The sequence below is a fragment of the Bacillus thuringiensis genome, from assembly GCF_001595725.1.
GTDB classification, from domain to species: Bacteria; Bacillota; Bacilli; order Bacillales; family Bacillaceae_G; genus Bacillus_A; species Bacillus_A thuringiensis_K.
On record NZ_CP014282.1, the window covers coordinates 3,637,715 to 3,651,242 of the forward strand.

Below are 13,528 nucleotides of genomic sequence, written 5' to 3' on the forward strand. Positions count from 1 at the left end.
ATCCTTCTTTTTGCTAAAAGGTTATTTTCTGACCGGGCTCAAACTCTAAATAATGAAGTGGGTCCGTACTTAGCACACGTACAATAGAATAAAATCCATGTTCCTCTTCAGAAACCATTAATTCCACACCATTTATATTTACGACTTTTTGACTTTCACATTGTGAATAATCGGCCGGATACACAAGTTGCTCTGGCATAATTGTATATAAAATCATTGTAGCATTGTCCCTTCTGTACTATCTTCCGCGCGAACATCTATTAATTCGTTTAATTTTCGAATAGCATTTCCAATACCGCCTACATCATCTATAAGACCGTACTTTACTGCATCCCCACCAATTACATTCGTCCCAATATCTCGCGTTAAATTTCCTTTCGCAAACATAAGCTCTTTAAAACGATCTTCTGTTACTTTCGAGTGCTTCGTCACAAAACGAATGACTCTTTCTTGCATCTTATCCAAATACTCAAATGTTTGTGGCACACCTATGACAAGACCTGTTAAACGAATTGGATGAATTGTCATCGTCGCAGTTTCCGCAATAAACGAATAGTCAGTAGAAACAGCAATCGGTACACCGATGGAATGTCCCCCACCTAAAACTAGAGACACTGTTGGTTTTGAAAGTGAAGCTACCATTTCAGAAATTGCTAGCCCAGCTTCAACGTCACCTCCAACCGTATTTAATATTAAAAGCAAACCTTCAATTTTCGGATTTTGTTCAATCGCAACAATTTGCGGAATGATATGCTCGTATTTTGTTGTTTTATTTTGCGGTGGTAATTGAACATGACCTTCCACTTGTCCGATAATCGTTAAACAATGAATACGTGATTCATTCATCTGTGGTACATTTGTCTGTCCAAGCTGTTGAATTTTTTCGACTATTGAAGCCTCTTTTCCAGCTTCTTTTGGCTCAGCTTCTTTTTCTTCATTTGTATATCGATCACGTTCTGTCATTTCGCATCCCCTTTCACTCGTATATAACTATTATTTCTTAAGTTATAAATTTCATTCGATAGGGTTAAAAAGAAAAAAGATCACCCATAAGGGTGATCTTTTTTATACTTCCATAATAATCGGTAAAATCATAGGTTTTCTCTTTGTCTCTTCGTACAAAAACTGTCCTAATAATTCACGAATATTTTGTTTTAACATTGACCATTCAATTGAATATTCTTTAATTGACTGCTCAACAATCATACGTACAATCTCTGTAGATCGTTCAATTAACGCTTCTGATTCACGAACATATACGAAACCACGTGAAATGATTTCTGGACCAGAGATAATTTTCTTTTCATCTTTACCAAGCGTTACAACAACTACTAGTATTCCATCTTGAGATAACATCTTTCTATCTCGAAGAACGATATTACCAACGTCACCTACACCTAATCCATCAATTAAAACATTACCAGCTTGTACTTTACCGACTAAGTTCGCTTCATCGTCACCAAAAGCAATTACATCGCCTTTTTCTACGATAAAGATATTTTCTCTTGTAATACCTACATCTTCAGCTAAGTATGCATGTGCTTTTTGCATACGGAACTCACCGTGTACGGGTACAAAGTACTTTGGTTTCATTAAATTTAACATTAATTTTAATTCTTCTTGGCTACCGTGACCTGAAACGTGAACTTTTCTTTCACCGTAATAAACAACTTCAGCTCCCGCTCTAAATAACAAGTCGATAATTTTTGATACAGATATTTCATTACCCGGAATTGGAGAAGCCGCAATAATAACCGTGTCACCTTTACGAATTGAAATTTGTTTATGAGCTTGCTTTGCCATTCTAGATAGAGCAGCCATCGGTTCACCTTGACTACCTGTCGTTAAAATAGCTACCTTTTTCTCTGGGAAATTGTCTACTTCTTGTAGTGAAATAACCATACCTTCTGGAACATCTAAATAACCAAGACGTCTTGCGATATCTACCACTTTCACCATACTACGTCCTACAACCGCCACTTTTCGCCCTGTTTCAGCAGCTGCATCAAATACTTGTTGAATACGATGTACATTCGATGCAAATGAAGCAACAATAATACGACCTTCTGCGCCGTAGAACACTTTAGAGATTTCTACACCAACTTCTTTTTCTGAACCTGTATAACCTGGGCGCTCTGCGTTTGTACTATCAGATAATAAGCAAAGTACGCCTTCATTTCCGATTTGCGCCATTTTCCCAAGGTCTGCTCCACTATTTCCAATTGGAGTTTGATCGAATTTAAAGTCTCCCGTATATACAATCGCACCTTTTGATGTATGGAAACAAACACCAACAGAATCTGGAATACTATGTGTCGTTCCAAAGAATGACACCGTTGTAGTATTAAACTCTACTGTTGAATTTGAATCGATTGTTTTTAAGTCTACACGGCCTAACATACCCGCTTCGCCAAGTTTTTCTTGTATAAGTCCTACTGTTAATTTCGTTGCATATACTGGAATAGATAATTTACGAAGTACGTAAACAATACCACCAATATGATCTTCATGACCGTGAGTAATAAATAAACCTTTTACTCGCTCTTGGTTTTCCACTAAATATGTAATATCAGGAATAACGATATCAATTCCAAACATTTCATCTCCTGGGAACATTAACCCTGCATCTACAATAAAGATTTCAGAATCAATTTCAACACAGTACATGTTTTTCCCGATTTCACCTACTCCACCAAGAGCAAATACTTTAACAGACTCATTCTCTTTTCTCTTCATGTTGTTGCCTGGTTTAAAAATCTTTCAAACACTGATTTCACTAAAATTGCAGAGACACCAGGGGAAACTCTACAACCACCATATATTCACCGTCCAAGACGAATGTCCTTACCGTTATGCGATATCATGTCCTTGTTTATTTTTTAAACCAGGTTTCACCTCTCTTTCATTATATAAATCAAATATCTTATTCGATATGATATGAAAATGTAATCAAATTATAATTTTTACCAATTTTGCTAAGCATACCCGTACTAAGCTACTTAGCCATATTATACCTGATACAAGAAATAGAACACAAGTTAAATCGTGCGAAAGAAAGAGGAAAAGAACGGAATGACAATAAAAGTATCGAACGTATTTCCTTTATATTTACTCCGATTTTATACTCCATATTATTTTGAAGAACTAGCCATACATACGCCAAATTCATTTCATAATAGGAAGTTTCAAGATTTATTTTTCTAGAATCCAACAAAAACACTTACAAAATGGATTTTTTTTATGAATTACGTCACATTTTAGGGGATTTCTCTAAAAACAGACACCGTGGTTTATTACGTTTATTCCATAATATCTATCATTTTTTGACTCAGTTAAAGGGGTATGATTATTTTCTTATACACATAATGAAGAAGCGATTAATGTTCTTATAAAAACACATATAGGTGAGAAAAAGAGGAAAAGATTTGCATATAATAAAAAATGACCTAGTTCTACACTAGGTCATTTTTTATTAACGAGGGATAGATTGCATAACAGATTGTAACGTTACTCTTTCCTCTTCTGTTAATGGAAGAAGTGGTAAACGTACAGAACCTACATCTAATCCAACCATTTGTAACGCTGTTTTTACTGGAGTTGGACTTGGCGCCATAAATAATGAATCAGTTACTCTTACAAGTAATTGATGTAATTTTTGTGCTTTCTTAAACTCTCCTGCTTGAAATGCTGTAATCATCTCTTGCATTTCGTTTCCGATAACATGAGATGCTACCGAAACGATACCTTTCGCTCCAACTGCCATAGCTGGTAACGTTAAACCGTCATCACCGCTGTATACCGCAAAGTCGTCCGCTGTTTTTTCAATGATTTCTGTCATTGTTAACACATCGCCGCCGGCATCTTTAATAGCAACAATGTTTTCTATTTCTGATAAACGAACAACTGTATCAACGGAGATTTGTACAATAGATCGTCCCGGAACGTTATATAGCATAACCGGAAGCGGCGTGCTTTCAGCAATTGCTTTAAAATGCTGATACATCCCTTCTTGGCTCGGTTTGTTATAATACGGTGCTACTAGCATTACTGCATCCACACCAACTTCTGTTGCCTTTTTAGTTAAGTCAATAGAAGCATGCGTATTATTGCTACCTGTTCCAGCGATTACGGGCACTCTTTTATCGACAACAGATACGACATGGCGATATAACGCTACTTTCTCTTCTGAAGTTAATGTAGGAGATTCTCCTGTCGTTCCTCCTACCACGATTGCTGTTGTACCGTTATCAATTAAATAATTTACCAATTTCGTTGTCTTTGCAAAATCGATATTCCCGTTTATATCAAACGGTGTTACCATCGCGGTTGCAATTGTCCCAAAATCTATCATGGTCTCACTCCTTATTGTTCCAGTTGCTTTTCTTTTGAAAGCTCAAACGCACTATGTAATGCATTTACAGCCTCCACTAAATCAGTTTCTTTTACAAGAACCCAAATTGTTGTATGACTATCTGCCGATTGTAGGATTTGAATACCTTTTTCCGCTAGAGCTGTAACGATTTTCGCAGTAACCCCTGGGTATCCTGCCATTCCAGCTCCAACGATAGATACTTTCGCACAATGTTCTGTCACAATTGGCTCATATCCAAGGTTCTTTAATAATTTAACTGCATGACTTGATACATTATCACTCACCGTATATGCTACGCCAGTAGGTGAAATATTAATTAAATCGACGCTTATTCCTTCGTTCGCCATCTCTTTAAACACATGTTGTTGCAAATCATATGCCGTTTCTTTTGCAAGCACCTTAATTTGCGTTACGTTTGATACGTGGGCAATACCTGTAACAGGACGTTCTTCTACATCACGACCTCTCGTAGCACCGTCATATGCTGAAATAAGTGTACCTTCACTATCAGAATACGTAGAACGTACACGAAGTGGCACTTTTGCATGCATCGCAATTTCAACTGCACGTGGATGAACGACTTTCGCACCTTGATAAGCCATGTTACAAATCTCGTTGTACGTTACAGTTTGAAGATGACGTGCATCTTTTACAATACGAGGATCCGCAGTCATAACACCTTCTACATCAGTGAATATATCGATGTATTCAGCATGAAGTGCAACACCTAATGCTGAAGCTGAAGTATCACTACCTCCGCGCCCAAGTGTTGTCGTATCACCTTTTTTCGTTTGCCCTTGGAATCCTGTAACGACGATTACATCTACATTTTCCAACTCTTCATGTATACGATCGCAATTCATTTCAATAATCTTTGCATTCGTAAAATCATCATTCGTTACAAAACCAGCTTGTGCACCATTTAATGCTGCTGCTTTTATACCGTTCTCATTCAACATATTAGAGAAAACAATTGCAGAGATTAACTCTCCGCACGATAATAATAAATCTTGCTCACGTTTAGAAATAGTAGATTCCTCTTGATTTACAAGACTTAATAACGTATCCGTTGCATATGGTTCACCTTTACGGCCCATAGCAGATACGACAGTAACTACTTTATAACCAGCAGCTAATGATTTTTTTATATGATGAAGCGCATGCTTACGTCCATTGTCATCACGTACTGATGTGCCACCAAATTTTTGAACAATTATTTTCATATTTTGCACCTTCTCTTAGCCGTTTACACTAATTGTAATTTTACTAAGCGCTCTGCAATTTGAACAGAATTCCATGCAGCGCCTTTTAATAAGTTATCAGATACGACCCAAAGATGGAATCCTTTATCGTTATTTAAATCTTTACGGATTCTTCCAACGAATACTTCGTTTTTACCTACTGCAGTAGCTGGCATTGGATATAACTGCTCTTCTGGATTATCTTGCAGAACAATACCTTCCGCATTTGCAAGTAAGCTCTTTAATTCTGCTACTGTTACGCCTTCTTTTTCTACTTCGATGTAAACAGACTCAGAGTGTCCTGATACAACTGGTAAACGTACACATGTTGCCGCTACTTCTAATTCAGGCATATGCATAATTTTTTTCGTTTCGTTAATCATTTTCATTTCTTCAAATGTAAATCCATTATCTTGGAATTTATCAATTTGTGGAATCGCATTAAAAGCAATTGGGAAATGCTTCTTATCACCTGATACAGGAAGAACATTTGCCTTAACTTCTTCGCCATTTAAGATTGCTTGTGATTGTTCATGCAGTTCTTCAATAGCTGCCGCACCAGCACCTGATACAGCTTGATATGTGGAAACGATTACTCGTTTTAAACCATATTGCTGACGAACTGGCTCAAGAGCTACTACCATTTGAATTGTAGAACAGTTTGGATTTGCAATAATACCATTATGTTCTTTTAAGTCATTTTCATTTACTTCAGGTACAACAAGTGGCACGTTTTCTGTCATACGGAATGCACTTGTATTATCAACAACAATCGCACCGCGTTTTGCTGCTTCTGGGGCTAATTGTTTCGATACAGATCCACCAGCACTAAATAGTGCGATATCTACTCCTTCAAAGCTTTCAGGAGTTGCCTCTTGAACCGTAAATTCTTCGCCTTTAAATACAAGTTTCTTACCTGCAGATCGTTTAGATGAAAGTAACGTTAATTTCCCGATTGGAAATTCTCGTTTCTCTAAAGTATTTAACATTTGTTCACCAACTGCGCCGGTTGCTCCAACTACAGCGACATGAAAAGTTTTTTGCTTTTCCATCACTATGCCCCTTTCTAGATACCAATCCTTCTATAACTTAGAATCAGAAGGAGTATACAATACCCCTTCTAATCTTAATAACGTTAATTTTATCATATTCTACAGTAAGAATGATGGTTTCATCAAAAATTGTCCGTTTTTTTTCGTTTTTTAATTCATATATCTGAATTTTTCTACGACCACAGGTTGCAATTGCTTCCCTTGCAGCGCTTCTAATACTGTATCTTCCAGCAGCTCCATGCGAGCTACCATTGAGTTCGGTTTTTTCTCTGGTGCATCTTGGCCGAATGGGACGAAGTAGATGTTTTTCGTTGCCATTAGGCGCATGAGATTTACCCCATTTAATCCTAAAGCATCATTCGTCGAAACTGCCAATACGACAGGCTTGCCATTTCTTAGCGTCGCTTTTGCTGCCATTAGTACTGGAGAGTCTGTCATTGCATTTGCAAATTTACTCATAGAATTCCCTGTTAGTGGTGCAATTACCATACAATCTAGTGGAATTTTAGGTCCTAGTGGTTCTGCACCAACGATTGAATTAATTGCTTTAAAACCTGTTATTTCTTCAATCTTCTTAATCCACTCTGCTCCCTCTCCAAATCTAGTATTTGTTGATTGAACAGTGTAAGAAACAACAGGACGTACTTCTGCTCCCTCAGCAATTAATTTTTCTAAATGAGGCATTACTTCTTCGTACGTACAATGTGAACCTGTAAATCCGAAACCAATTCGTTTCCCCTTCAAACTCATTTCTTTTCCTCCTCCTTTGCGATTGCATCTGCTGCTAATAACTGAGAAAGAACATTTGCTAAAATTTGCCCAGCCGTTTTTGGGGCAACAATACCTGGTAATCCAGGTGCTAGCAATGCTTTGACTCCTCTTTTTTCCGCATATCTAAAGTCGGTACCGCCTGGTTTAGAAGCTAAATCAATCACTAGCGTATGAGCTGGCATTTTTGCAATAACATTCGCTGTTACAACGAGGTGCGGAATCGTATTAATTACAATATCGACATTTCCTACTTCTTTCTCTATGTCTTGCATATGAAAAGGAGAAAACATCATTTCTGTAATACGTGCAATATGTTCAGATCGTCTTGCTCCAACTTTGACATGGGCTCCTAATGATTGAAATGCTCTCGCAACACTCATTCCTGTTCTACCAAATCCTAGAACCATTACATTGGACCCATGAATTGTATAGTCGGTATGTTGAATTACCATCATTAATGTACCTTCTACCGTTGGAATAGAATTGTATATTGCTACATCATCACGATCAAATAATTTAACAAGTTTTCGGTTCGTAGTAGATACGAGATTTTCCAAGTAAGGTGTACCAATACCTGAATATATAGTAAAGTGTTCTGGTGTATTTTCAATTTGTTCTTTCGTTATTGAAACTTTTTCATTTGAAAAAATAGTATCTACTTCTCCTTTGGCATTTGTACCTGCAACCGGCAAAATAATTGCGTCTACAGAAGTGAAATCTAAATTTTGTATACTTTCTTTTGCTGCCCCTGTGAAACCATGATCTAACTGATCAAAACCTATCAAAGAAAGTTTCGCATCCAATTCAACTAGCTTACGAATTACTTCTAGCTGCCTTGCATCTCCTCCTATGACAGCAATATGCATCTCAGTCAACATTCCCTAATTCACCTTCTTTTTCTGTCATTTATAAGAAAAGTGCCTACTTTTTCTTTTTCCTCCACATCATATGTAATGTACGAGTTTATGGTGATTGAAAATCCAAATGCACATATGATTTATCAGGTTTCTATGTAGATACAAAAAAAGATGACCAAAATGGCCATCCTTCACTCCGAATTTGAATGATCTATACTATCACAAAGAAGCATATCATGTCCGACTTTCTTTATTTGACTCCATGCCACCCTTACTTCTTGTGGTTCCTTTTTAAAGCCTCCCCACTTCCCTACAGGTATTATAAGTGTTTGTATTTGCCCGTCTTTCTCATTAATCTCTAAATCCATATAACCTAAGACTCCCATTTTTTCCGCTTTTTCTATATCTACAACCTCTTTACCACTTAATTCACTTAATCGCATACACACTCCACTCCCCCTACTGAATTTTTCATTTGCATTGTCTATAATTAGTACCTATTCTATATGTATAAAAAAAATAACCTTCTCTCTTTTAAAAAGAGAGAAGGTTATTTTCAGGTACATTGTAAAAGTTGATTATAGTTTTATTCCTCTTGGAAGTTTTCCGTCTGGACTAATAAGTGCCGCAGAGAACTCGTCAGTAAACATATTGCGAATTAATCCGTCCACATTTTCTTTTGTTACAGTGTTTACACTTTCAATAATCTCATCAAGTGAACGATGTTTACGAAGAAGCAATTCATTTTTACCGTTACGGCTCATACGGCTATTCGTACTTTCTAAACTTAACATTAAGTTTCCTTTTAGTTGCTCTTTACTATTAATAAGCTCTTTTTCTGTAATACCTGTATTTTTCAATGTTTCTAATGTTTCTTGCATTGTTTCATACAGTGTATCTAATTGTTGGCTACCTGTTCCACCATACAGTGTTAACATACCTGTATCTTCATAAGAAGAATGGTAAGAAAATACTGAGTACGCTAACCCACGTTGCTCACGTACTTCTTGGAATAAACGGCTACTCATACTACCGCCTAACACGTTATTTAATACGATTAAGTTATAAATATCTTCGTGTCCCATTTGTAAGCCTTTATATCCTAAACATAAATGAGCTTGTTCTGTTTCCTTTTTACGTGCTACCTTATTAAAATGGAAAATTGGGCTATGTACTTGTTCACGGTTTGTTGTTCCTTCATAACTACCGAAATATTGCTCTACCGTTTGTAAGAAGGCTTCATCAATATTTCCTGCAACTGAAACAACTACATTTTCAGGTGTGTAATGATCCTTAATATATTGGCGTAGTGTATCACCTGTAAACGTATTAAGCGTTTCTTCTGTTCCTAAAATAGGATACCCAAGCGGATGCGTTTCATATGTTGCTTTCGTTAACATATCATGCACAATATCATCTGGAGCATCTTCGTACATTTTAATTTCTTCACATACAACATTCTTCTCTTTTTTCAGTTCTTCTTCATCAAATGTTGAATTAAAGAACATGTCTGCTAATACATCTAAAGCATATTTAGCATGCTCATCTAGCACTTTTGCATAGTAACAAGTGTATTCTTTTGAAGTAAAAGCATTCACTTGCCCACCAATGCTATCAAATGATTCTGCAATTTCGCGTGCACTACGTGTTTCCGTCCCTTTAAAGAACATATGCTCTAAAAAGTGAGAAATCCCGTTATTTTTTTCATTTTCATTTCTTGATCCTGCATGGATCCAAATACCAATCGCAACCGATCTTACAGTTGGTATATTCTCCATAACTATTCTTACACCATTTTTACAAGTATATTTTTTAATCAAAAACTTTCCTCCTACTGCCAGTTTCTCTAAATAAGTGCTATTATTTAATGATAACAAGTTTAAGGATGAATGTCATGCAAATGTATTTAATCCACACGTTTTTCATCCAGTAATTCTGTTATATTCCCTACTTTATATCCTTGTTCCTTTAATTTTGTAATCATTGTATCTAATGCTTCTGTTGTTGACGAAGTAGGATGCATTAATACGATAGCACCAGGATGTATTTTTCTCATTACTCTCTGCAATAGTACATCTGGCTCAGGGCGCTTCCAATCGATTGTATCAACAGTCCACATGATCGTTCCCATTTGGAAATCATCTGCAATTTTCACGACTTCATCTCGAAAACTTCCACTCGGCGGTGCAAACCATCTCACCTTTTGATTCGTAGCTGCTTCAATCATTCGATTTGTTCTTTGTAACTGATCTCGTATTTCATCAGACGATAGCGTTTTCATATTAGGGTGTGTGTACGAGTGATTTCCAACTTCTTGTTTTGCATCGACAATCATTTTTGCAAACCGCAAATTTTCTTTCACCCAACGTCCTTCTAAAAAGAAAGTGGCCTTCACATCATGCTTTTTCAATATCTCTAATATGCGAGGCAAATACTCATTTCCCCATGCCACATTTATTGTTAATCCTACCATCTTTTTATTTGGATGCCCTCTATAAATTGGAGCTGGTGATAAATCTTCTAAATGAACACTTGGTGAGACTTCTTTGAATTCAAGATATTTTTGATCAAATTTCTTTAGCTTCTTCATATTATTATACGATGCTTCAATATCCACTTGTCTTCCATTATATCCAGGTGTTGCCTTCCATATTTTATCAATCATCGCATTTTGAGGTGCAATCTCATACTGTTTTGCATGCTTTTGAATTTCTTCGTGCAAGTTATCTTGTGCAAAAACAGAATAAGAGCCTAAACTGACATATAAAGAAAATATACATATGTATGCCAATATACGAACTTTCATATAAACCCTCCCAAATTAACTATATAAAAACATTTTCTTCTTATCTTTGTTAATTTGAGCGTTATAATGAAAACTATACCTATACCGACATAAAAATATATTGAACAACATGTTTTTTACATAACAAAAAAAGCCAGTTAAACTGGCTTTTACTTATTGCTGCTCTTGTTTGTTTTCTTCTTTAGCAGCTTCTTTTTCTTGCTCTTCTTTTAGCAATACTTTTCTAGATAGATTTACGCGACCTTGCTTGTCAATCTCGATAACTTTAACTGTAATTACATCACCGATTTTCACAACGTCTTCTACTTTACCTACACGCTCAAGTGCAAGTTCAGAAATGTGAACTAATCCATCTTTACCGCTGAATAATTCAACGAAAGCACCGAATTTCTCAACACGTTTCACTTTTCCTTCGTAGATTTCACCTACTTGTACTTCGCGAACGATATCTTCGATAATTTTCTTAGCTTTGTCGTTCATTTCTTGGTTTATTGAAGAAATGAATACTGTGCCATCTTGCTCGATGTCAATTTTAACGCCAGTTTCTTCAATAATTTTATTGATTTGTTTACCGCTCGGTCCGATAACGTCACGGATTTTATCTGGATTAATTGTCATTGTAATAATCTTTGGAGCGTACGCTGATAATTCAGTGCGTGGCTCTGGAATAACAGATAACATATGATTTAGAATGTGCACACGACCAACTTTCGCTTGTTGTAATGCCTCTTCTAAAATTTCACGAGATAGACCATCGATTTTAATGTCCATTTGTAGTGCAGTTACACCTTGTGCTGTACCTGCTACTTTAAAGTCCATATCACCTAAATGATCTTCCATACCTTGAATATCAGATAAAATTGTGTAATGCTCACCAGTTTTAACTAGACCCATTGCAATACCTGCAACTGGAGCTTTAAGTGGAACACCAGCATCCATCATTGCTAAAGTACTACCACAAATACTTGCTTGTGAAGTAGAACCATTTGATTCTAAAACTTCAGATACAAGACGTACTGTGTATGGGAAATCTTTTTCAGATGGAATTACAGGCTCAAGTGCGCGTTCTCCTAGTGCACCGTGACCGATTTCACGACGACCTGGTCCACGCATTGGTCTAGTTTCACCAACACTAAATGATGGGAAATTGTAATGGTGCATAAAGCGTTTTGATTCTTCTACACCAAGACCATCTAAAATTTGCACATCGCCTAATGCACCTAATGTACAAATACTTAATGCTTGTGTTTGTCCACGAGTGAACAAACCAGAACCGTGTGTACGAGATAAAATGCCAACCTCTGATGCTAATGGACGGATTTCGTCACCTTTACGGCCATCTGGGCGGATTTTTTCAACTGTAATAAGACGACGTACTTCTTCTTTTACAATTTTATATAAAATCTCATTTACTTGTCCTAATGTATCAGCGTCAGCTTCCTGCGCTTCGTAATGCTCAATAACACGCTTTTTCACTTCGTTAATTGCATCTTCACGTGCATGTTTCTCATGTACTTGAATTGCTGAATGCATATCTTCTTCAGCCATTTCACGTACAGCTTGGTTAAGATCAGCGTCAACTTCATAAAGTTTCACTTCTGATTTCTCTTTACCTACAGCTTGTACAATCTCTTCTTGGAATGCAATTAGACGTTTAATTTCGTCATGACCAAACATAATTGCTTCTAACATTGTTTCCTCAGGCACTTGATCTGCTCCTGCTTCAACCATGTTAATTGCATCTTTCGTACCAGCTACAACAAGGTGAATATCACTTTGTTCTTGCTGTTCTACTGTTGGGTTGATAACGAATTCGCCGTTAATACGACCAACTGTTGCACCCGCGATTGGACCTTCAAATGGAATATCTGAAATCGATAACGCTAATGAAGAACCAAGCATAGCTGCCATTTCAGAAGAACAATCTTGATCAACACTCATTACGATGCTGACAACTTGTACTTCGTTACGGAAACCATCTGCGAAAAGTGGACGGATTGGACGGTCGATTAAACGACTTGCCAAAATTGCTTTTTCACTTGGACGACCTTCACGTTTAATGAAACCGCCAGGAATTTTTCCGACTGCATATAAACGCTCTTCATAGTTTACTGTAAGTGGGAAGAAATCTACATTTTTTGCTTCTTTTGATGCAGTTGCTGTAGATAGAACCGCTGTATCGCCATATCTTACTAATACTGCTCCGTTCGCTTGTTTTGCAAGCTGACCAGTTTCAACTGTTAGCTGGCGACCAGCTAAATCTATCGAGAAGACTTGCTTTTCTTGACTCATTTAAGTACCCCTCTCAATTTAAAGTATTCAATTCTTCTATGTAAATGGATAGTATATCACAATATTCTACCTCTAGTATTGCCTAAAATTAAGTAAGCTATAAAGCGTAGAAGATATATTTTTACCTAACAAAAAAG

The 13,528-nt window shown here is 36.7% G+C and carries 12 protein-coding genes; all 12 read right to left on the reverse strand.

Annotated features, from left to right (window positions below):
• Positions 1-13 precede the first annotated feature (13 nt).
• Entirely contained in the window at positions 14-217 is a 204-nt protein-coding gene (locus AXW78_RS17975) for a YlzJ-like family protein (RefSeq protein WP_000605023.1), read from the reverse strand.
• Positions 214-963: a translocation-enhancing protein TepA gene (gene tepA, locus AXW78_RS17980; protein ID WP_000139806.1), complete on the reverse strand. Its 750-nt coding sequence runs from the start codon at positions 961-963 to the stop codon at positions 214-216. Before tepA ends, AXW78_RS17975 begins: the two co-directional genes overlap by 4 nt.
• A 102-nt stretch (positions 964-1,065) precedes the next feature.
• The gene (locus AXW78_RS17985; RefSeq protein ID WP_000823089.1) at positions 1,066-2,736 is read right to left on the reverse strand and encodes a ribonuclease J; all 1,671 of its coding nucleotides are present in this window, start codon (positions 2,734-2,736) and stop codon (positions 1,066-1,068) included.
• Between the two features lie 736 nt (positions 2,737-3,472).
• Positions 3,473-4,351: a 4-hydroxy-tetrahydrodipicolinate synthase gene (gene dapA / locus AXW78_RS17990; RefSeq protein WP_000564763.1), complete on the reverse strand. Its 879-nt coding sequence runs from the start codon at positions 4,349-4,351 to the stop codon at positions 3,473-3,475.
• Between the two features lie 11 nt (positions 4,352-4,362).
• Positions 4,363-5,595 (reverse strand): aspartate kinase, encoded by a 1,233-nt coding sequence (gene dapG / locus AXW78_RS17995; protein WP_000692450.1) that lies wholly within the window; start codon positions 5,593-5,595, stop codon positions 4,363-4,365.
• A gap of 23 nt (positions 5,596-5,618) precedes the next feature.
• Positions 5,619-6,665: an aspartate-semialdehyde dehydrogenase gene (gene asd / locus AXW78_RS18000; protein WP_000414846.1), complete on the reverse strand. Its 1,047-nt coding sequence runs from the start codon at positions 6,663-6,665 to the stop codon at positions 5,619-5,621.
• Between the two features lie 150 nt (positions 6,666-6,815).
• Positions 6,816-7,415 (reverse strand): dipicolinate synthase subunit B, encoded by a 600-nt coding sequence (gene dpaB / locus AXW78_RS18005; RefSeq protein ID WP_000053596.1) that lies wholly within the window; start codon positions 7,413-7,415, stop codon positions 6,816-6,818.
• Positions 7,412-8,314, reverse strand: coding sequence for a dipicolinic acid synthetase subunit A (gene dpaA / locus AXW78_RS18010; protein ID WP_000954738.1), 903 nt, complete (start codon positions 8,312-8,314; stop codon positions 7,412-7,414). Before dpaA ends, dpaB begins: the two co-directional genes overlap by 4 nt.
• Before the next feature lie 170 nt (positions 8,315-8,484).
• A complete protein-coding gene (locus tag AXW78_RS18015) occupies positions 8,485-8,736 on the reverse strand; it encodes a YlmC/YmxH family sporulation protein (RefSeq protein ID WP_001239758.1) in 252 nt (83 codons plus the stop codon).
• A 135-nt stretch (positions 8,737-8,871) separates the two neighbouring features.
• The gene (locus AXW78_RS18020) at positions 8,872-10,113 is read right to left on the reverse strand and encodes a M16 family metallopeptidase (protein ID WP_000593000.1); all 1,242 of its coding nucleotides are present in this window, start codon (positions 10,111-10,113) and stop codon (positions 8,872-8,874) included.
• 86 nt (positions 10,114-10,199) lie between these two features.
• Complete coding sequence (locus AXW78_RS18025; RefSeq protein ID WP_000868228.1) at positions 10,200-11,099, reverse strand: polysaccharide deacetylase family protein; 900 nt, start codon at positions 11,097-11,099, stop codon at positions 10,200-10,202.
• 153 nt (positions 11,100-11,252) lie between these two features.
• Complete coding sequence (gene pnp, locus AXW78_RS18030) at positions 11,253-13,391, reverse strand: polyribonucleotide nucleotidyltransferase (RefSeq protein ID WP_000076737.1); 2,139 nt, start codon at positions 13,389-13,391, stop codon at positions 11,253-11,255.
• Positions 13,392-13,528 lie beyond the last annotated feature (137 nt).

What these genes read in the sequence shown, in the direction of transcription:
- AXW78_RS17975 (WP_000605023.1), bottom strand. Translation starts at nt 217, where the DNA reads ATGATTTTATATACAATTATGCCAGAGCAACTTGTGTATCCGGCCGAT.
- tepA (WP_000139806.1), bottom strand. Translation starts at nt 963, where the DNA reads ATGACAGAACGTGATCGATATACAAATGAAGAAAAAGAAGCTGAGCCA.
- AXW78_RS17985 (WP_000823089.1), bottom strand. Translation starts at nt 2,736, where the DNA reads ATGAAGAGAAAAGAGAATGAGTCTGTTAAAGTATTTGCTCTTGGTGGA.
- dapA (WP_000564763.1), bottom strand. Translation starts at nt 4,351, where the DNA reads ATGATAGATTTTGGGACAATTGCAACCGCGATGGTAACACCGTTTGAT.
- dapG (WP_000692450.1), bottom strand. Translation starts at nt 5,595, where the DNA reads ATGAAAATAATTGTTCAAAAATTTGGTGGCACATCAGTACGTGATGAC.
- asd (WP_000414846.1), bottom strand. Translation starts at nt 6,665, where the DNA reads ATGGAAAAGCAAAAAACTTTTCATGTCGCTGTAGTTGGAGCAACCGGC.
- dpaB (WP_000053596.1), bottom strand. Translation starts at nt 7,415, where the DNA reads ATGAGTTTGAAGGGGAAACGAATTGGTTTCGGATTTACAGGTTCACAT.
- dpaA (WP_000954738.1), bottom strand. Translation starts at nt 8,314, where the DNA reads ATGTTGACTGAGATGCATATTGCTGTCATAGGAGGAGATGCAAGGCAG.
- AXW78_RS18015 (WP_001239758.1), bottom strand. Translation starts at nt 8,736, where the DNA reads ATGCGATTAAGTGAATTAAGTGGTAAAGAGGTTGTAGATATAGAAAAA.
- AXW78_RS18025 (WP_000868228.1), bottom strand. Translation starts at nt 11,099, where the DNA reads ATGAAAGTTCGTATATTGGCATACATATGTATATTTTCTTTATATGTC.
- pnp (WP_000076737.1), bottom strand. Translation starts at nt 13,391, where the DNA reads ATGAGTCAAGAAAAGCAAGTCTTCTCGATAGATTTAGCTGGTCGCCAG.